The 19,682-nt window shown below is 57.8% G+C and carries 16 protein-coding genes; 13 read left to right on the top strand and 3 right to left on the bottom strand.

The window, feature by feature from the left end; genetic code table 11:
- Nucleotides 1-61 precede the first annotated feature (61 nt).
- From ASE80_RS09105 to ASE80_RS09070, 8 genes are all read left to right on the top strand, one after another.
- Nucleotides 62-463: an ACT domain-containing protein gene (locus ASE80_RS09105; RefSeq protein WP_056858621.1), complete on the top strand. Its 402-nt coding sequence runs from the start codon at nt 62-64 to the stop codon at nt 461-463.
- A gap of 5 nt (nt 464-468) precedes the next feature.
- Nucleotides 469-1,071 (top strand): LysE/ArgO family amino acid transporter, encoded by a 603-nt coding sequence (locus ASE80_RS09100; protein ID WP_056858652.1) that lies wholly within the window; start codon nt 469-471, stop codon nt 1,069-1,071.
- Between the two features lie 175 nt (nt 1,072-1,246).
- Complete coding sequence (locus ASE80_RS09095; RefSeq protein WP_043049045.1) at nt 1,247-1,843, top strand: superoxide dismutase; 597 nt, start codon at nt 1,247-1,249, stop codon at nt 1,841-1,843.
- A 249-nt stretch (nt 1,844-2,092) separates the two neighbouring features.
- Nucleotides 2,093-6,796: an RHS repeat domain-containing protein gene (locus ASE80_RS09090; protein ID WP_056858620.1), complete on the top strand. Its 4,704-nt coding sequence runs from the start codon at nt 2,093-2,095 to the stop codon at nt 6,794-6,796.
- Between the two features lie 203 nt (nt 6,797-6,999).
- Complete coding sequence (locus tag ASE80_RS09085; RefSeq protein ID WP_056858619.1) at nt 7,000-7,206, top strand: hypothetical protein; 207 nt, start codon at nt 7,000-7,002, stop codon at nt 7,204-7,206.
- A gap of 211 nt (nt 7,207-7,417) precedes the next feature.
- Nucleotides 7,418-9,469: a putative bifunctional diguanylate cyclase/phosphodiesterase gene (locus ASE80_RS09080; RefSeq protein WP_056858618.1), complete on the top strand. Its 2,052-nt coding sequence runs from the start codon at nt 7,418-7,420 to the stop codon at nt 9,467-9,469.
- A 127-nt stretch (nt 9,470-9,596) separates the two neighbouring features.
- Nucleotides 9,597-10,940, top strand: coding sequence for an imelysin family protein (locus ASE80_RS09075; RefSeq protein WP_056858617.1), 1,344 nt, complete (start codon nt 9,597-9,599; stop codon nt 10,938-10,940).
- 247 nt (nt 10,941-11,187) lie between these two features.
- The gene (locus ASE80_RS09070; RefSeq protein ID WP_056858616.1) at nt 11,188-12,642 is read left to right on the top strand and encodes a TrkH family potassium uptake protein; all 1,455 of its coding nucleotides are present in this window, start codon (nt 11,188-11,190) and stop codon (nt 12,640-12,642) included.
- Here ASE80_RS09070 and ASE80_RS09065 read toward each other — a convergent pair.
- Nucleotides 12,599-13,657, bottom strand: coding sequence for an AraC family transcriptional regulator (locus tag ASE80_RS09065; protein WP_056858615.1), 1,059 nt, complete (start codon nt 13,655-13,657; stop codon nt 12,599-12,601). The genes ASE80_RS09070 and ASE80_RS09065 overlap by 44 nt on opposite strands.
- A gap of 161 nt (nt 13,658-13,818) precedes the next feature.
- On the opposite strand from ASE80_RS09065, the gene ASE80_RS09060 reads away from it, so the two are divergent.
- The 4 genes from ASE80_RS09060 (at nt 13,819) to ASE80_RS09050 (ending at nt 16,911) form a co-directional block, all read left to right on the top strand.
- Nucleotides 13,819-14,130 (top strand): DUF962 domain-containing protein, encoded by a 312-nt coding sequence (locus tag ASE80_RS09060; protein ID WP_056858614.1) that lies wholly within the window; start codon nt 13,819-13,821, stop codon nt 14,128-14,130.
- Nucleotides 14,131-15,081: 951 nt separating this feature from the next.
- Nucleotides 15,082-15,357, top strand: a complete 276-nt coding sequence (locus ASE80_RS30695) for a hypothetical protein (RefSeq protein WP_133257342.1) — start codon at nt 15,082-15,084, stop codon at nt 15,355-15,357.
- Nucleotides 15,358-15,428: 71 nt separating this feature from the next.
- Entirely contained in the window at nt 15,429-15,611 is a 183-nt protein-coding gene (locus tag ASE80_RS09055; RefSeq protein WP_056858613.1) for a hypothetical protein, read from the top strand.
- A 103-nt stretch (nt 15,612-15,714) separates the two neighbouring features.
- A complete protein-coding gene (locus ASE80_RS09050; protein ID WP_056858612.1) occupies nt 15,715-16,911 on the top strand; it encodes an MFS transporter in 1,197 nt (398 codons plus the stop codon).
- On the opposite strand, the gene arfB is transcribed toward ASE80_RS09050, so the two are convergent.
- The gene (gene arfB / locus ASE80_RS09045; protein ID WP_016975416.1) at nt 16,908-17,321 is read right to left on the bottom strand and encodes an alternative ribosome rescue aminoacyl-tRNA hydrolase ArfB; all 414 of its coding nucleotides are present in this window, start codon (nt 17,319-17,321) and stop codon (nt 16,908-16,910) included. The genes ASE80_RS09050 and arfB overlap by 4 nt on opposite strands.
- Nucleotides 17,322-17,378: 57 nt before the next feature.
- Between arfB and ASE80_RS09040 the strand changes: the two genes are divergently transcribed.
- Nucleotides 17,379-17,756, top strand: coding sequence for a c-type cytochrome (locus ASE80_RS09040; RefSeq protein ID WP_056858611.1), 378 nt, complete (start codon nt 17,379-17,381; stop codon nt 17,754-17,756).
- A gap of 60 nt (nt 17,757-17,816) precedes the next feature.
- Here ASE80_RS09040 and ASE80_RS09035 read toward each other — a convergent pair whose 3' ends face one another.
- On the bottom strand, nt 17,817-19,238 hold the full coding sequence (locus ASE80_RS09035) for an amino acid permease (RefSeq protein ID WP_056858610.1): 1,422 nt from the start codon (nt 19,236-19,238) through the stop codon (nt 17,817-17,819).
- Nucleotides 19,239-19,682 lie beyond the last annotated feature (444 nt).

Here is a 19,682-nt window from a genome sequence, read left to right as displayed (position 1 = left end):
TTATACAGCCTGAGCCGGGAGAATGACCAGCATTGCTTCTCTTTATTAAAGGAACCCACACATGGCTGGCGAAACCGCCCTGACCACCCTGCTGCGCAGCATGAGCCCTCATCTAAACGAAGGCGACTACGTGTTCTGCACCCTGCCCGACTCACGTATCCCGGCAGGTTGCGAGATCATCGGCAGCTTTCGCGAGCAGGAAGGTTTGACCCTGATTGTGGAGCGTCAGCAAGCGGAACACGCCGGGCTGGCCTTCGACTATGTGGCCGCCTGGATCACCCTGAATGTGCATTCGGCCCTTGAAGCCGTGGGCCTCACGGCCGCGTTCGCCAGTGCGCTGGGCAGCGCCGGAATCAGTTGCAACGTGATTGCCGGGTTTTATCACGACCACTTGTTCGTCGGCCGCGCCGATGCCGAGCGGGCCATGGATGTATTGCGCCAACTGGCAGCAAACGCGGAGTAATGACCATGTGGCAAAGCTACGTAAACGGGCTGCTGGTGGCTCTCGGCCTGATCATGGCGATCGGCACCCAGAACGCGTTTGTGTTGGCGCAAAGCCTGCGCCGTGAACATCACTTGCCGGTGGCGGCGCTGTGCATCGTGTGTGATGCAATTCTGGTGGCGCTCGGGGTATTCGGCCTGGCTACCGTGCTGGCGCAAAACCCGCTGCTGCTGGCGATTGCCCGCTGGGGCGGCGCGGCGTTCCTGTTGTGGTACGGCACTTTGGCGTTGCGTCGGGCGTGTTCCCGGCAAAGCCTGGAACAAGGCGCCAACCTCAAGGTGCGCTCATTGCGCGCCGTGCTGCTCAGTGCCTTGGCGGTAACGCTGCTCAACCCCCATGTGTACCTGGACACCGTGCTGCTGATCGGTTCACTGGGCGCGCAACAGACCGAGCCCGGCGCGTATGTCGCCGGCGCTGCCAGCGCGTCGTTCCTGTGGTTCGCCACCCTGGCACTCGGTGCGGCATGGTTAGCGCCGTGGCTGGCACGCCCGGCAACCTGGCGCCTGCTCGACCTGCTGGTCGCGGTGATGATGTTCAGCGTCGCCTACCAACTGATCAGTGCCGGATGAATATTCCAAAACGCTCTGGAACCTCTATCCCACACAGTTGTTGCGTGGTTTTGCCGCACCCCCGGTGCTATGATCCGGACCCTGCGCCGCAAAGAGTACAAACTCCCCGGCGCTTGTTTGGCCGCCCGTGATCGGCCTTGCGCTCACCGCAACTGACCTGATTAGGAGAATCATCATGGCTTTCGAATTGCCGCCGCTGCCCTACGCACACGATGCCCTGCAGCCGCACATTTCCAAGGAAACCTTGGAGTACCACCACGACAAGCACCACAACACCTATGTCGTGAACCTGAACAACCTGGTGCCTGGCACCGAGTTCGAAGGCAAGACCCTGGAAGAAATCGTCAAGTCTTCGTCGGGCGGCATCTTCAACAACGCCGCTCAGGTCTGGAACCACACTTTCTACTGGAACTGCCTGGCGCCAAACGCCGGTGGCCAACCGACCGGCGCGCTGGCTGAAGCCATCAACGCAGCCTTCGGTTCGTTCGACAAGTTCAAGGAAGAGTTCACCAAGACGTCCGTCGGCACCTTCGGTTCCGGTTGGGGCTGGCTGGTGAAAAAAGCTGACGGTTCCCTGGCCCTGGCCAGCACCATCGGCGCCGGCAACCCGCTGACCAGCGGCGACACCCCGCTGCTGACCTGCGACGTGTGGGAACACGCTTACTACATCGACTACCGCAACGTGCGTCCAAAGTATGTGGAAGCGTTCTGGAACCTGGTCAACTGGAAGTTCGTGGCTGAGCAGTTTGAAGGCAAGGCCTTTACTGCCTAAGCACGGCTTGCCGTACAGCGGTTGACTTAGGTGAACCGCAAAAAACCGGACTCCCATTCAGGGAGACCGGTTTTTTTATGCCCATTTCAAAGCCTGCGCCTTAACGCCTAAAAACACTATAAACCATAGCTAAAACTTATAAAAAACTGTCAGAACTCACAGGTTCTGAACTGCGAAATTTTGCGTACGCTCAGATCTCCCTATCCGTCCTGAAGGCTCAGGACTGGCCAAGTAATAAGGAGATTAACCATGGCACACAATCCAATGGGCACGGACCCGGTCGACTACGGACGCAAGCAGATTTTTAACGTTACCACCCAGAAATACAACACAGTCAACACCCGCACCGGGCTATTCGAAGCCTGTGTAAAAATGCCCCTCCTGATCGGCAATTGCGGCAGCGGCCCCGAGTTCGAAACAGACTTGTTTTATAGTCCCATAATAAACAACCTTAACGCATTGGGCGATGGCTGGGAGTTCTGTTTTACGATCTTCAGCGAAGAATATAAATCACTCACACTCAGTACTGGGGAAAGGCTCAATCTGGAAAAAGACAAAAATCTTAAACAGCCCGCGGTGATTGTGGAATGGAACAGCGATGGCACCTTAACCGTGTACCGCAAGGGCGGCAGAACAGAAGTTCTTTCCAAATTGGAAGACACGCTATTTTATGTACCCCAGTCGCTGACCACCGATGGTTATAACTATTTAAACTTCAGCTGGAGCGTCACGCCCCATGTCATAGATGGCACAACATACCATCAGATCAAGCTGCAGCGCGTCACGGATAAATATCGCACGTTGCTGGACATCGACTATACGCTCGCCGACGACAACGCCGAGACCGCAATCACGCCGGTGACCCTAACCTATTGGCCAGGCGACCCTACTGAAACGCTGCGCTATGAACTGGATATTGAGAACTATGCACTTAAATCGATAGCGCTTGCCGACGCTATAAAATCCACGTTCGAATACCTGGACCACAAGAGCGCCGGCTGGCTGATGGTCAAGTACACGGGCTGGGAGGGTCTGAAAGAAGAGCTTGAGTATAAAGACAATGGATTGAACTTCCCTGACGACCCGAAATTGTCGGCGCTGCCCTGCGTCAGCGAGCATACCTTGACGCCCAATGGCGGCGGCCGTGCGGTGGCACACTGGTATGAATACGAGCGTTCCTCCAACCTTAAAACCTACATCACAACCAAAAACAATCAGCAAGGAAGAACTGAGTACACGTACGATTACATAACCAATGAAATCCTGTCGGAATCGGCATCCAAAACGGTCGCCGGCGTGACAAGAAGCACAACAACAAAATACACAATCTCCGCAACCCCAGACACAATAAAAAACCAACGCACCACTACTTACCGTCAAAACGCCAGCAGCCGAGAATCTGAAATCGTCACCCACTTCAATAAAGACGCAGCTCTAACGAAGAACATTGAAAACGACAAACAGACGCTCTACAAGTACGCCGATGGCCCACGGTTCGGCTCAGACCGCCCTGTCAAAGAAACAGTGGAAAGTTACAGTTTTTTGACACCTTTCAGCCATGAAAAAGAATACGAATACATCTCTATAGCCGGCATGAGCGAGCCAAAGCTCGACTATACAAATGAAACCTTCAAAAACAATACGACATCAGATCGCACCTCATTTTATCAAAACCTTGTCTATTTTACGCAAGATGACTTTCGTAAAGGAAAGCCACAATCAGTCATTCGTGGAGGCGACTCGGCTCGAACATTTGAACGCTCTTTCGAGTACACACTCGGAGGAGAAAACAACACACAACTGACCACCCAAATTACCGACACATCTGAGACCTCGTCCACGCGCACTTCTTCATTCACTCAGAGCGTCCTTAGCAGGCGCCTCACTCATCAAGTAGACGAAGACGGTAATCGCTCCGAATACACCTATGACCGCTATGGCAGGCTGGCAAGCCTCACCTTATGTGCGCAAAGTCCGACCTATAAGCAAACCACCACCTATGACTACCCAGCCCCCGGGCAAGTGAAAACCACTGAGGCGAATGGGCAAGTTCGTTTGAGCGAATACGATGGGCAGGATCGGTTGGTAAGAGAGTACGAGTACGTTACAGCGGACACTCGACGATTGCTCAAGGAGGTCAGCTACGATGGGATAGGGCGTGAGCTGCGCAGCACTCAGTACGATTACCAGGCAAGCTTCCAGGGGAGCGACCCTCGATTCAGCAAATGGAGCGAGGTAACCTACGACAATTGGGGAGAGCCAGACGGGCGTATCTATAGCGATGGCAGCCAGTATTTCAACCGGTATAACCCCGTCACAAAGATTCGAACTGAGTGGTCCGGAAAAGTCACTGACAAACATCAAAAGGTGACCACTTACGACTTGCAGGACGACACAATCAAAAAAATTGAGTGGAAGGATCAGAGTGGCAAGACGTTTCAAACCCAAACAGCCACCTACACAGGGGCACAGCTCCTCCAAAAGCTGATAACCAATGGCGAGCACGGCGTTACCACCATCACCTACACCCACGATATCCTGGGGCGCGTGCTGACGGAGGCTTATGTCGAAGATGACACAGGATTGCTGCCTTTATTAAACCTTGCCTACACCTACCGCTACACCTATGACCCGCATTCACAGAGCAACGAACCGACAACCGTGGAAATCAGTTTCGGCACCCACAGATACGTATTGGGTGAGCGAAAGTTCGATGAATGGGATCGGGTCATCTCTTTGAACCGAGGCAATGCAACCGAACTCTATACATACGATGGCGGCAGCCTGGTGCCCGCTACGAAAAGAACCGCCGACGGTATCGAGCTCAACTACGAGTACATAAAGGAGTTGGGAAACAAAGTCAGTAAAGTCAGCACTGCGGACCTCAGCCAGCAGAAAACCTTCACCTATGCTCACGCAGCACAACGCCGATCAACCGCCAGGGAGGGAGAGCATTTTCTTGAATACAGCCATGATCTCAACTCACGCGTGACCCAACAGCGCGTTCAGACTCAACCTGGCGAAGCCAAAGAAGTGTCCTCCAGCTACTCCCCCGCAGGGCGCTTGTTGAGTTACACCGACGTATTCGGCGTAGCAACCACGTGTAGATACAATAATGTAGGGCAACGTATATATAGCGCGAACGACTTCTTTACCCGCTATGTTTACAACGACCAGGGGCAACTGGCAGAAGAAGAGATAGAGACCAAAAGCGGCGCAACGCAAACAGTCGAAATAAAGTACACATATGACGCTCAGCAGCGTGAGATCAGCCGTCGCTTCGTCCCGCCCCGAAACACCCCCCTCCTCCTGGAAATAACCACCGCCTACTTTGCCGATGGCAAATTCAAACAGGTCCAGTTGAAAAGAGGGAGCAACGTGCTGGGCTCACGCAGCTTCACCTACAGTGCTGGCGGACGGCTCAAGTCGTGTACGACCACTGGGGTTTGGAGACCACTGAATCCGAAGGGCAAACCCATCGACAAGCAAGAGTTCACCTACAATGGACTGGGCAATGTCACCCGATGCATCAGCACCTTCAAAGACAAGAGCATTACCGCGTCCAATACCGCGTCCTACACCTACGACGGCGCAAGGGGCGTTCGCCTGGAAAAAATTGGAAACACCCACGCGGATTACACAAAATCCGCATCGTTGACGTACGACGCTGCGGACAGGCTTGCTCAAGACCAAACCGGTAAAAAATACCTCTATGATACGTTCGGACGGCTGATCCAAGCCGGGAGCGCCCGGTATAGCTACGACCCCTCCGATCGCCTGATGACTCACAACCAGGGCCCGGACCAACGTCAATTTATCTATAACGACCTGCAGGTCAATGGCGAGTATGCGCTGGGGGAAAACAACGACTGCCGGCATCTGAAACCTGGCAGTGCTGCCTGCGTTGCTCAATTAACTCGAGTTTCTGGAGTTGATAGAGTCCTGTATGAATGGTGTGACCTCAACGGTACGGTCTGGGTGACCTATGACGCGACAGCCCATACCACCAAATTTCACGCCTATAGCCCCTATGGTGAACACTTCTTTGAAAATACTGACTCATTGCTGGGTGCTAATGGCGAACTCATTGACAGCACGAACGGCCAATACCCCTTGGGCTGCGGTTATCGTTTTCTCATTCCCGCCAACTACCAATTCAATACCTGGGATACAAGCAGCCCCTTTGGCGAGGGCGGCCCGAACGCTCGTAGTTACTGTGCCGATGTCGACCCCATCAACTTTCATGACCCCAGTGGCCACGATCCGGTGCAAGATGGCTTAAGGAGAATTTGGGACGACAGACTCCCTGAAGCTCTTGGCATGGGCAAAGCGGGGGAATTAATTAAAACTGTAATTTTTACCGGCCTAGGCATACTCACGGCTGTCATGACCGGAGGAGCGACGTTAATGATGGCGGCAGCCATGGTCACATTGGCGACTGTTTCAGCCGTCCTGGGCATCGTGTCCGTGGTTATTGCCGATAGCAACCCAGAGTTGTCTAAAGGATTGGCTTGGGCCTCCCTGGTGTTTGGCGTGGCCGGCGGACTTGCGACACTGGCGAAGAAGGTATTGCAGAGAGCAGCGCTGTTTGCGCGCTGCCTGGGGAACACGACACGTGCCGTCAGCAAGACGATCTTTCAACGCTCGTCGGTCCTTTCACCCATGCAAAGAACGAGATTACTCATAGGAGACTTGCCGAAAAACATGAGTCCCGTACGTTCCCTGCGTCTGATAGAACCATTCCCTTTCGACAGCAATGCTCGGCTACCGAAGACTTTAATGTTTGATCCGATTGGCGACACCAACACCCTGGTGTTCACTGTCACAGGCGCCTTGGGGAATACCGGTGTTTTGGACGAGTGGGAGGAGTATAAAAACGCGAATTCGCTCATTGGAAACGGAACCTATTTCCCGAATGGTACTTGGATGAAATTACTGACCATGGCCAAGTAGACCTTCTTCAGCAGCGGCACACCTCTGAGCCTGAAACACGAGTTCAGGCCATTCAAACCACCTTAGCCCGGCCATTGCCGGGCTTTTTTGTGGCCGATGAAAAATGAAGGTAATGCAGGATGTGTGGAACTCACCAAGAGAAACAGGCCACCCAGCATGCGAGAGAAATAACTCTCTCATTTCATCCAGTAGGAGAGTCCGCAATGGATCCGTTATCGATGGGTATGTCAGCCGTGTCTTCAGTGTTGCCACTCGCAGGCAAAGGCATGGACTTGGTGGGCAAGCTGGTCAATTCAGCCACTCAGGCCGCCGGTAGGGCTCAAGGCAAAATCGGCGGTGATGCCCACCAGAAGAACGAGCATCAGATCACGTTCAACAACGTCAACCAAAACTCAATCAAAGTAGCTTAAGCCCGCAACACTCGATGTCGGGATGTCGAAGGCGCTCCCTTCCTTTCCTGCGCGGTACCCGAGGGCGATGGATATCATCGCCCTCTTCCTTCCAGATACGCCCTCTAAAGCCTCCAGACGCCTTCGCCGCAATGTCCCTTTGACTGCCATCACGAGATTGCCAATACTCATGGCATATTGAGGCTACCCGCATGGAACAAGGAATGACCCTTTGAAGCTGGAACTCAAAAACAGCTTGTCGGTGAAGTTGCTACGGGTTGTGCTGCTTTCGGCATTGATCGTGGGCGTGGCGCTGAGCGTGGCGCAGATCGTGTTTGATGCCTATAAGACGCGCCAGGCCGTGGCCGGTGACGCGCAGCGGATCCTCGACATGTTTCGCGACCCCTCCACCCAGGCCGTCTACAGCCTGGACCGCGAGATGGGCATGCAGGTCATCGAAGGCCTGTTTCAGGACGACGCCGTGCGCATGGCCTCCATCGGCCACCCCAACGAAACCATGCTGGCGGAAAAAAGCCGCGCCTTGCAGCAGTCCCCAACCCGCTGGCTGACCGACGCGATACTTGGCCAGGAACGCACCTTCACCACCGCACTGGTCGGCAAAGGCCCCTACAGCGAATATTACGGCGACCTGAGCATCACCCTCGACACCGCCACTTATGGCAAGGGCTTTATTGTCAGCTCGGTGATCATCTTTATTTCCGGCGTGCTGCGCGCCCTGGCCATGGGCCTGGTGCTGTACCTGGTGTATCACTGGCTGCTGACCAAGCCGTTGTCGCGGATTATCGAGCACTTGACCTCGATCAACCCCGACCGCCCCAGCGAACACAAGATCCCCCAGCTCAAGGGCCATGAACGCAACGAACTGGGGCTGTGGATCAACACCGCCAACCAGTTGCTCGAGTCCATCGAACGCAATACGCACTTGCGGCATGAGGCGGAGTCGAGCCTGTTGCGCATGGCCCAGTACGACTTTCTTACCGGCCTGCCGAACCGTCAGAAGCTGCAGGAGCAACTGGACAAGATCCTCACCGACGCCGGCCGCCGGCAGCGCCGGGTGGCGGTGCTGTGCGTAGGGCTGGATGACTTCAAAAGCGTCAACGAACAGTTCACCTACCAGGCCGGCGACAAATTGTTGCTGGCCCTGGCCGACCGCCTGCGCGCCCACAGCGGCCGCCTCGGCGCCCTCGCCCGCTTGGGCGGCGACCAGTTTGCGCTGGTGCAGGCCGATATCGACCAGCCTTACGAAGCTGCCGAGCTGGCGCAAAGTATCCTTGATGACCTGGAAGCCGAATTCGCCCTCGACCAGGACCAGATTCGCCTGCGCGCCACCATCGGCATCACCCTGTTCCCGGAAGACGGCGACAGCACCGAAAAGCTGCTGCAAAAAGCCGAACAGACCATGACCCTGGCCAAGAGCCGCTCGCGCAACCGCTATCAGTTCTATATCGCCAGTGTCGACAGCGAGATGCGCCGGCGTCGGGAACTGGAAAAAGACCTGCGCGATGCCCTGAGTCGCGAGCAGTTCCACTTGGTCTACCAACCGCAGATCAGCTACCTCGACCACCGCGTGGTGGGCGTAGAGGCATTGCTTCGCTGGCAGCACCCGGAACACGGCCTGGTGCCGCCGGACTTGTTCATCCCGCTGGCGGAGCAGAACGGCACCATTATTCCGATTGGCGAATGGGTGCTGGACCAGGCTTGCCGGCAGTTGCGTGAATGGCATGACCTGGGCTTCACCGAGCTGCGCATGGCGGTCAACCTGTCCACCGTGCAGTTGCACCACACCGAGTTGCCACGGGTGGTCAACAACCTGATGCAGATCTACCGCCTGCCGCCACGCAGCCTGGAGCTGGAAGTGACCGAGACCGGCCTGATGGAAGACATCAGCACTGCCGCCCAGCACCTGCTGAGCCTGCGCCGCTCCGGGGCCTTGATCGCGATTGATGACTTCGGCACCGGCTATTCATCCCTCAGCTACCTGAAAAGCCTGCCGCTGGACAAGATCAAGATCGACAAGAGCTTCGTCCAGGACCTGCTGGATGACGACGACGACGCAACCATCGTGCGCGCCATCATCCAACTGGGTAAAAGCCTGGGCATGCAGGTGATTGCCGAAGGCGTGGAAACCGCCGAGCAGGAGGCCTATATCATTTCCGAAGGTTGCCATGAGGGCCAGGGCTACCACTACAGCAAACCGCTGCAGGCCCGTGAGCTGGCGGCATTTTTGAAACAGTCCGAGCGCAACAACGCGGCGATTCTCTGAACCGGCAAATCGATTCCAAATATTTCCCTCGCATAAACCTTTACACAAAATGCAAATCTTTCGCATTATGTCGCAGTTTTTGCGCTTCCCCGCGCGCCCTATCAACAACCGAAGCAGGATGTTCGCCATGATTCGTATGCCCCTGGCCACCGCCAGTCTGCTGGCCATTGCCATTTCTCTCGCCGGTTGCGGCGAAGGTAAAGACAAGGCCGCCGCACCTCAAGCGCCGACCCCGGCCGCCAGCACTACCGCTCCAGCGGCTGCCACGCCTGCCGGCCAGGTCGACGAAGCCGCTGCCAAGGCCGTTGTCGCGCATTACGCCGACATGGTGTTCGCGGTGTACAGCGACGCCGAATCCACCGCGAAGACCCTGCAAACCGCGATCGACACCTTCCTCGCCAACCCGAACGACGACACCCTGAAAGCTGCCCGCACCGCCTGGGTCGCCGCCCGTGTGCCGTACCTGCAGAGCGAAGTGTTCCGTTTCGGCAACACCATCATCGACGACTGGGAAGGCCAGGTGAACGCCTGGCCTCTGGACGAAGGCCTGATCGACTACGTAGACAAATCCTACGAGCACGCGCTGGGTAACCCGGGCGCCAATGCCAACATCATCGCCAACACCGAGATCCAGGTGGGCGAAGACAAGGTCGACGTCAAGGAAATCACCCCGGAAAAACTCGCCAGCCTCAATGAGCTGGGCGGCTCCGAAGCCAACGTCGCCACCGGCTACCACGCCATCGAGTTCCTGCTCTGGGGCCAGGACCTCAACGGCACCGGCCCAGGCGCGGGCAACCGCCCGGCCTCCGACTACATGACCGGCGACGGTGCCACCGGTGGCAACAACGAGCGCCGTCGCACTTACCTGCGCGCCGTGACTCAGCTGCTGGTCAGCGACCTGGAAGAAATGGTCGGCAACTGGAAACCCAAGGTCGACGACAACTACCGTGCCACCCTGGAGGCAGAACCTGCCACCGACGGCCTGCGTAAAATGTTGTTCGGCATGGGCAGCCTGTCCCTGGGCGAGCTGGCCGGTGAACGCATGAAGGTTTCCCTGGAAGCCAACTCGCCGGAAGACGAACAGGATTGCTTCAGCGACAACACCCACAACTCGCACTTCTACGACGCCAAGGGCATCCGCAACGTTTACCTGGGCGAGTACACCCGCACCGACGGCACCAAGATGACCGGCGCAAGCCTGTCGTCACTGGTGGCCAAGGCCGATCCAGCCGCCGACTCGGCGCTCAAGGCCGACCTGGCGTCGACCGAAGCGAAGATCCAGGTCATGGTTGACCAGGCCAACGCCGGTGAGCACTACGACCAGCTGATCGCTGCCGGTAACGACAAGGGCAACCAGATCGTGCGTGACGCGATTGCGGCACTGGTCAAGCAGACCGCCGCGATCGAAACCGCCGCGGGCAAGCTGGGCATCAGCGATTTGAACCCGGATAACGCTGATCACGAGTTCTGATTGATCCTGCGCTGAATAAGGCGACCTTCGGGTCGCCTTTTTTGTGCGCGTTCCCCCTTCCCATACCCACTGTGGGAGCTGGCTTGCCTGCGATAGCGGTGGGTCAGCAACAAAGTGGCTGGATGACAGATCGCCATCGCAGGCAAGCCAGCTCCCACAGTTGAACTGCATCGCCTCGGACACCCCGGTTTACAAGACCTGCACCGCAGGTAGAATGGCGCCACTCTCTCAAACCCGAGCTTTCTTCATGGCGTTGCCGACCCTACGCATCATCGGTTTCATCATCGGCATCTTCCTGATCACCCTCGCGATCGCCATGGTCGTCCCGATGGCCACCCTGGTGATCTTCGAACGCACCAGCGACCTGCCCTCGTTCCTGTGGGCCAGCATGATCACCTTCCTGGCCGGCCTGGCGCTGGTCATCCCTGGCCGCCCTGAACACGTGCACCTGCGCCCCCGGGACATGTACCTGCTGACCGTCACCAGTTGGCTGGTGGTGTGCATCTTCGCCGCGCTGCCGTTTTTGCTGACCCAGCACATCAGCTACACCGACTCGTTCTTTGAAAGCATGTCGGGCATCACCGCCACCGGTTCCACCGTACTGAGCGGGCTGGACAGCATGTCCCCCGGCATCCTGATGTGGCGCTCGCTGTTGCACTGGCTGGGCGGCATCGGCTTTATCGGCATGGCGGTAGCGATCCTGCCGCTGCTGCGCATTGGTGGCATGCGCCTGTTCCAGACCGAATCCTCGGACCGCTCGGAAAAGGTCATGCCGCGCTCGCACATGGTGGCGCGCCTGATCGTGGCGGCGTATGTGGGCATCACCATCCTGGGCAGCCTGGCGTTCTGGTGGGCCGGGATGGGCTTGTTTGATGCGATCAACCACGCGATGTCAGCGATTTCCACCGGCGGGTTTTCCACCTCCGATGAATCCCTGGCCCACTGGAAACAACCCGCGGTGCACTGGGTGGCGGTGGTGGTGATGATCCTCGGCAGCTTGCCGTTCACCCTGTATGTAGCCACATTGCGCGGCAACCGCCGGGCGCTGATCAAGGATCAGCAGGTGCAAGGCTTGCTCGGTTTGCTGATCGTGACGTGGCTGGTACTCGGCACCTGGTACTGGTGGACGACCAACCTGCACTGGCTGGATGCCCTGCGCCATGTCGCCCTGAACGTGACTTCGGTGGTGACCACAACCGGCTTTGCACTGGGGGACTACAGCCTGTGGGGCAACTTCTCGCTGATGCTGTTCTTCTACCTGGGCTTTATTGGCGGCTGTTCGGGCTCGACGGCGGGCGGGATCAAGATCTTCCGCTTCCAGGTTGCCTATATCCTGCTCAAGGCCAACTTGAATCAGTTGATCCATCCACGCGCGGTGATCAAGCAGAAGTACAACGGCCACCGTCTCGACGAAGAAATCGTGCGCTCGATCCTGACGTTTTCGTTTTTCTTCGCTATCACCATCTGCGCCATCGCCCTGGCCCTGTCGCTGCTGGGGCTGGACTGGATGACCGCGCTGACCGGTGCCGCCAGTACCGTGTCCGGCGTCGGCCCCGGCCTTGGCGAAACCATCGGCCCAGCCGGTAACTTCGCCAGCCTGCCGGATGCGGCCAAGTGGATCTTGTCATTCGGCATGCTGCTGGGAAGGCTGGAGATTATTACCGTGTTTGTTCTGTGCATTCCGGCGTTTTGGCGCCACTGACCGTCGATGCCTGCAGCAACCGCGCCCGGTATTCGCCGGGCGTGACGTCGAACCAGCGGCGGAACGCGCGGAAGAAATTGCTCGGGTCGGCAAAGCCCAACAGGTAGGCGATTTCCAGCAAGGTCATGCTTGGCTGCGCCAGGTACTGCTCGGCAAGCTCGCGGCGCGTGTCGTCGAGCAGCGTCTGGAAACTGGTGCCCTCCTCCTGCAAACGCCGCTGCAACGTGCGCTGGGACAGATGCAGGGTTTGCGCCACCACTTCGCGCTTGGGCTCGCCCTGGGGCAGCAAGCGGCACAGCACCTGGCGCGCCTTGTGGGTCACGCGGCTCTCGGAAAACCGTGCCAGGTATTCACCGGCAAATCGATCATGCAGCAACGCCATGGCTTCATTGGCGGTGGGCAGCGGCGCATCCATGTCGGCCTGCTCGAAAATCAGCGCATCGTAAGGCGCATTGAACTCCATCGGCGCATGGAAGGCCTGCTTATAGGGCGCCAGGTCAGCCGGTTGATCGCCTTGCAGCACCACCTTGCGCGGCTGCAGGGTGCGGCCGGTCAGCCAGCCGCACAAGGCCAGGGCACTGGCCAACGAGGCTTCGGCGCTTTGTCGGGTAGGCGGCAGGTGATCGCCATGCACCGTCAGAATCAGCGCATACCCTTCAGGCAGCAGCCGGAAACTCAGGTCGGCGCTTTCGGCGATGATGCGCTGATAACGCACCAGGCGTATAAAACCTTCGGCCAGGGTGTTGCTGGACATCAAGGCGTAACCGGCCACATGAAACGACGCCGGGCGCACGACCTTGCCCATGTTCAAACCGATCGCGGGGTTGCCTGACAGCTCGACAGCGCGCTGCCACAGCCGGGTCATGGAGTCTTGCGCAAAACGCGCGTCAGGGTCACTGAGGGCGGCGTAGTCCAGGCCCAACTGCTTGAACAGGACACGGCAATCCAGCCCGTCCATTTCCAACGCTTTGACGATGCCCATTGCCCAGCTTGCAGAAGTTGTTCGTTCGCTCATGGCGTCTTCTTGAAAAAAGCAGGCTTAAACGGCAGCCAGGAAGCCAAGGATACTAAAGTGGCATCTATTGTCACTGGCTGTTACCACTGATCACTCTAGACTCAAATAAGCTCCCCGCCGAACACCTGTTAAGCGGCATCACCAGCCCAGGGCCGATCACTGTGGAAAACGTCAATAAATTCAATAGCTTCGCTGAGTTTTACCCTTATTACCTGAGTGAGCACGCCGACAGCACCTGCCGGCGCCTGCACTTTATCGGCACCACCTTGGTGATTGGGATTCTGGCTTATGCCATTGGCCGTGGCTCATTGGGGTTGTTGCTGGCCCTGCCGGTCGCCGGGTACACCTTTGCCTGGATCGGGCACTTCTTCTTCGAAAAGAACCGGCCGGCGACGTTTCAACATCCGCTTTACAGTTTGTTGGGGGATTTTGTGATGTATCGCGACATGATTTTGGGGAAGGTGCCTTTTTGAGGTATCTGCGGATTTTTTGTGGGTTGGTGGGCTGCTGAGTACATATCCGTTATTTGGGTGATGGCGGATTAGGGTTCCGCCCTGACGGCGGGTCACTTTTGTAAAGACACAAAAGTAACCAAAAAGTCTTCGCCCCACCACTCGGTGCCTCGCTGTGGCTCGGCATGCCCTCACTCCGGCTTGAATCCGTGGGCCGCCGCGATGGGCCATCCTTGGCCCAGCGCGGCTAACCCGGCGTCCTGCCGGGTTACCCACGGATTCAAGCCTGCGTTCGGCCATCGTGGTTGACGGGGAGATTCTCAGATCAAAAGCAGATCAAGATCAAGATCTACAGCACGGCGGCCTGAAAGCCGACCTGAGTGGTTGGATCAAAAGCAAAAGCGGATTTGCATACACCTGGGGTCTGCTTTTCTGTGGGAGCTGGCTTGCCTGCGATGCAGACACCTCGGTACATCAGGCACACTGAGTTGATGCTATCGCAGGCAAGCCAGCTCCCACCTTTGACCGAGTATGGCTCTGCTGTTGCTGTTGCTGTTGCTGTTGCTGTTGCTGTTGCTGTTGCTCTGGCTCTTACATCCTTTTCGCTGACGAAGTCGGCGGTCTTTTGATCTGCGCTTTTGATCTTGATCTGAAATCGCCCCGTCAAACACGATGGCCGGAATTCGACAGTGATTTGGGGGGTAAACCGGCAGGGATGCCGGTTTAGCCGCCCCGCGCCATGGATGGCGCGTGGCGGCGGCCCCCCAAATCACTGGCGGATTGCGGGCATGCCGAGCCACAGCGAGGCACCGAGTGTTGGGGCGAGGACTTTTTGCTTACTTTTTGGTCCCTCAAAAAGTGAGCCGCCGTCAGGGCGGAACCCTATGCCGCCATCACCCAAATAACGGATATACCCCCAAACCCAGCATACCCCCAGACACCCAGAAACCCAGACACCCAGCCTGCGACCCCATGCCACTTGCGCAAAAAAATGAAAATTCATCCATCCACCCACATAAAATTCTTTTTGTCATTTTCAGTGCTGTATCCTGCCAAGGCTTTTTGAGAGCGCGGAATCACCTGCGATTGATAAAACAGATCTTGCGAGGAGCGACGACGATGCACGAGATACCTAATCTCCCCTTCCCAAGCCTGCACCCAACTGAGCAGCCAACACCGCAGCAGGCCAGTAATAAACAGCCTGAGGCCAAAGAAGCAAAACCAGTCGACAGCAAACGCCAGGACTGACGCCGTACCAGACCGTGTGGAAAGCGCACTTCAAGCGCTTTCCACACTGCCTGAATTACCGAGACCCCGCCATGACCGACACCCTCCCCGACACCCCGGACCCCGCAGTACTGGACGCTGCCTTGCAGATGATCGAAGTCTGGAACCGCCTCAGCGCCGACAAACAAGCCCTGCTGCTCAAGCGTTTCGGCACCCAGGAAAACGCCCTGGCCGCCCTGGTGACCACGCAAATGCTGGCCCCGCCTCAAGCCTGAGGTCTTTTTGCGCTGACGTTTTGCTTTTTACCGCCCTGCCCAAGCCAAAGCATCGGTATCATTAGCAGCCTATCTTTACCTGCTGCGACGGTGGACTTCCCCCATGCCAGATACCCAGCGCCCCATGGCGGTCACGCTGCAAGTCGTTTCTATCGTGCTGTTTACCTTTATTGGCTACCTCAACATCGGCATTCCTCTGGCCGTATTGCCAGGTTACGTGCACAGCCAACTGGGCTATGGCGCGGTCATCGCGGGCTTGGTGATCAGCGTGCAATATCTGGCCACGCTGCTGAGCCGTCCGTATGCCGGCAAAATCATCGATAACCTGGGCAGCAAGCGCGCGGTGCTGATCGGCTTGGTCGGTTGCGGCCTGAGCGGCGTGTTCATGTTGCTGGCGGCATGGTTCTCCAGCCTGCCGGGCGTCAGCTTGATCAGCCTGCTGATTGGCCGGCTGGTGCTGGGCAGCGCGGAAAGCCTGGTGGGCTCCGGCGCCATCGGCTGGGGCATCGGCCGGGTCGGCGCCGCCAATACAGCCAAGGTTATCTCGTGGAACGGCATCGCCAGCTACGGCGCGCTGGCCATCGGTGCGCCGCTGGGTGTGCTGCTGGTCAGCCACTTGGGGCTGTGGAGCATGGGCGTCAGCATCATCCTGCTGGCGGTGCTCGGCGTGCTGCTGGCCTGGAACAAGGAAGCCGCGCCGATTGTGGCCGGCGTGCGCCTGCCCTTCATGAATGTACTGGGGCGCGTGCTGCCGCACGGCTGCGCCCTGGCGTTGGGTTCGATTGGTTTTGGCACCATCGCCACCTTTATCACGCTGTATTACACCACCCAGAGTTGGGACAACGCGGTGTGGGCATTGAGCCTGTTCGGCGCCAGTTTTATCGGCGCGCGCCTGCTATTCGGCAATTTGATCAACCGGATCGGCGGCTTCCGTGTGGCGATTGCCTGCCTGTCGGTAGAAGCCCTCGGCCTGCTGTTACTGTGGCTGGCACCCGACGCGCAATGGGCGCTGGCCGGTGCGGCGTTGAGCGGGTTTGGCTTTTCGCTGGTGTTTCCAGCTCTCGGCGTAGAAGCCGTCAACCTGGTGCCTGCGTCCAGCCGTGGCGCGGCGGTGGGGGCTTATTCGCTGTTTATCGATTTGTCGCTGGGTATCACCGGCCCACTGGCCGGGGCGGTGGCGGCAGGCTTCGGCTTTGCGTCGATCTTCCTGTTTGCTGCCCTGGCTGCCGTCGGCGGCTTACTGTTGAGTGTGTATTTGTACCGACAAGCACCCAAGGCCCGCGAGGCGAGAGGCGCCTAGAAGTCGACCTTGCCGCGCCCGGCCTTGATGCTGCCGCGCTTGGTCTTGGATTCCAGGCGACGCTTTTTCGAACCCAGGGTGGGTTTGGTCGGGCGGCGCTTCTTCTCGACCTTGGTGGCGCTGAGGATCAACTCCACCAGGCGCTCCAGCGCATCGGCACGGTTCTGTTCCTGAGTGCGGTATTGCTGAGCCTTGAGCACCAGCACGCCTTCACTGGTGATACGACTGTCACGCAGTGCCAGCAAACGCTCCTTGTAGAACTCCGGCAGCGATGAAGCCGGGATATCAAACCGCAGGTGCACCGCGCTCGACACCTTGTTGACGTTCTGCCCACCGGCGCCCTGGGCGCGAATGGCGGTCAACTCGATCTCGGCATCGGGCAGGTGCACGTTGTTGGAAATTACCAGCATCAATCAAAAACCTTAGGCAACGGGCGACAACCACATAAACAACAAGGACGCAGGACCATGAAAAGGCTATTCATCACTGTGCTCGGCACTTTATCACTCATTCAAACGTCACAGTCCTTTGCAGACACTGCCAACGGCAAAAACCTGTATTCACAGCGATGCGCCATGTGCCACGGCCCAGACCTCAAGGCCAGCGGGCCATTGGCCAGGAAAAGCAGCCCGCCCACGCCGGACCTCACCACACCGGCTTTCAAAAAACGGCTGGCGGATTATCCGGGGGTTATTGTGTCTTCGGTGATCCTTCGCCCCAATGGCAACCTGATCCCCAAAACCCTGCAAGACAATGGTGTGAAGGTTGCGCCGCATGCCTGGAGCGTCAAGGATTTTCGCGACTTGAACGACTACATGAGTGGCGTTATTGCAAACAGCCGATAAATCTCATCGCAAAAAAAATACCCCTCAATAGAGGGGTATTAATCACCGATGGAACGCCGCTTACTTCAGCGCTGCACTCGCCGTGGTCAATGTGGCTTCAGCACTGCGCTTGTTTTTGATCCAGTAACACACCGCCATGAACGCTACCCACACCGGGATGGCGAACACCGACACCTGAATCCCCGGAATCATCAGCATGATCACCAGGATAAACACCACGAACGCCAGGCAGATGTAATTGCCATACGGATACCACAGCGACTTGAACAACGGCACCTGGCCGGTGCGATTCATGTGCTGGCGAAACTTGAAGTGCGAAAAGCTGATCATCGCCCAGTTGATTACCAGGGTGGCAACCACCAGCGACATCAGCAACTCCAGCGCGTGTTGCGGGATGAAGTAGTTCATCAGCACCGCCACCAGGGTGACCGCCGCCGAGGCAAGAATCGAGCGCACCGGCACGCCGCGCTTGTCGATCTTGGCGAGTGCCTTGGGCGCGTCGGCCTGCTCGGCCATGCCCAGCAGCATGCGGCTGTTGCAGTAGGTGCCACTGTTGTACACCGACAAGGCCGCCGTCAGCACCACGAAGTTGAGGATGTGCGCGGCGGTGTTGCTGCCCAGCATCGAGAACACCTGCACGAACGGGCTGCCGCTGTAGGCATCGCCGGACGCGTTAAGGGTCGCCAGCAGGCTGTCCCACGGCGTCAGCGACAACAGCACCACCAGGGCGCCGATGTAGAAAATCAGGATGCGGTAGATCACCTGATTGATCGCCTTGGGGATCACCGTACGGGGCTGGTCGGCCTCGGCAGCGGTAAAGCCGAGCATTTCCAGGCCGCCGAACGAGAACATGATGATCGCCATGGCCATCACCAAACCGCCGACGCCATGGGGGAAGAACCCACCGTGGTCCCACAGGTTGCTCACCGACGCTTGCGGGCCGCCGCTGCCGCTGACCAGCAAATAGCTGCCCAGGGCAATCATGCCGACGATGGCCACGACCTTGATGATCGCGAACCAGAATTCGGCCTCACCGAAGACTTTGACGTTGGCCAGGTTGATCAGGTTGATCAACACGAAGAACGCCGCCGCCGAAACCCAGGTCGGGATCTCCGGCCACCAGTAGTGCACGTACTTGCCGACCGCAGTCAGCTCCGACATGCCCACCAGAATGTACAGGATCCAGCAGTTCCAGCCCGACAGGAAGCCGGCGAAACCGCCCCAGTACTTGTGAGCAAAGTGGCTGAAGGAACCGGCGACCGGCTCCTCGACGATCATTTCGCCGAGCTGGCGCATGATCATGAAGGCGATGAAGCCGCAGATGGCATAACCCAGGATCATCGACGGGCCGGCGGATTTGAGCACGCCGGCCGAGCCCAGGAACAGGCCGGTGCCGATGGCGCCACCGAGGGCGATCAACTGGATATGCCGATTTTTCAGGCCGCGTTTCAGCTCGCCTGAAGAAGATTGGGGTCCACTCATGAAAAGGGTCTCACGCAAGGTTTGAGAATGTCGAATGCAGGTTGCTGCCTTGAATTACCGACTCAAGCAGCGCCGCTCAAACCCCAGCGCAGGCACCAGGAGTACAGCGTCTTTCTAACGGTCATGCGTCACCTGTTTGTTTTTATCTGTGACGAAATCGAACCCGTCCGACTCGTGGCCGGACGGAGTGATCAGGGTGGGTAAACCCTGAGGTCTTGGCCTTATGCGTGGATACGCAAGGGGGGTCACAGTAAAACGCGGCGCATTGTACACCGCTCAACAGCTTCAGCACGCCCCAACAGGGTGCACGCGACAAACTGTCAGCTAATCCTTACAGCGGGACGGCACTGCGCAATGCCTGGGCAAACTCGTAAAACTATCGTTACACCCCGGAAAGCCAGCGTTACAGCCAGACTTTTTCGTCGGTTAACGGAAAACTGTCAG

The organism is Pseudomonas sp. Leaf15 (assembly GCF_001421425.1).
In the GTDB taxonomy this organism is placed as follows: domain Bacteria; phylum Pseudomonadota; class Gammaproteobacteria; order Pseudomonadales; family Pseudomonadaceae; genus Aquipseudomonas; species Aquipseudomonas salomonii.
Note: the sequence above shows the minus strand (reverse complement) of the source record. Positions and strands in the feature narration are given on the sequence as shown.

Coding starts and splice junctions, on each gene's coding strand:
- ASE80_RS09075 (WP_056858617.1), top strand. CDS start 9,597: ATGATTCGTATGCCCCTGGCCACCGCCAGTCTGCTGGCCATTGCCATT.
- arfB (WP_016975416.1), bottom strand. CDS start 17,321: ATGCTGGTAATTTCCAACAACGTGCACCTGCCCGATGCCGAGATCGAG.
- ASE80_RS09050 (WP_056858612.1), top strand. CDS start 15,715: ATGCCAGATACCCAGCGCCCCATGGCGGTCACGCTGCAAGTCGTTTCT.
- ASE80_RS09065 (WP_056858615.1), bottom strand. CDS start 13,657: ATGAGCGAACGAACAACTTCTGCAAGCTGGGCAATGGGCATCGTCAAA.
- ASE80_RS09105 (WP_056858621.1), top strand. CDS start 62: ATGGCTGGCGAAACCGCCCTGACCACCCTGCTGCGCAGCATGAGCCCT.
- ASE80_RS30695 (WP_133257342.1), top strand. CDS start 15,082: ATGCCACTTGCGCAAAAAAATGAAAATTCATCCATCCACCCACATAAA.
- ASE80_RS09090 (WP_056858620.1), top strand. CDS start 2,093: ATGGCACACAATCCAATGGGCACGGACCCGGTCGACTACGGACGCAAG.
- ASE80_RS09055 (WP_056858613.1), top strand. CDS start 15,429: ATGACCGACACCCTCCCCGACACCCCGGACCCCGCAGTACTGGACGCT.
- ASE80_RS09035 (WP_056858610.1), bottom strand. CDS start 19,238: ATGAGTGGACCCCAATCTTCTTCAGGCGAGCTGAAACGCGGCCTGAAA.
- ASE80_RS09040 (WP_056858611.1), top strand. CDS start 17,379: ATGAAAAGGCTATTCATCACTGTGCTCGGCACTTTATCACTCATTCAA.
- ASE80_RS09095 (WP_043049045.1), top strand. CDS start 1,247: ATGGCTTTCGAATTGCCGCCGCTGCCCTACGCACACGATGCCCTGCAG.
- ASE80_RS09100 (WP_056858652.1), top strand. CDS start 469: ATGTGGCAAAGCTACGTAAACGGGCTGCTGGTGGCTCTCGGCCTGATC.
- ASE80_RS09070 (WP_056858616.1), top strand. CDS start 11,188: ATGGCGTTGCCGACCCTACGCATCATCGGTTTCATCATCGGCATCTTC.
- ASE80_RS09085 (WP_056858619.1), top strand. CDS start 7,000: ATGGATCCGTTATCGATGGGTATGTCAGCCGTGTCTTCAGTGTTGCCA.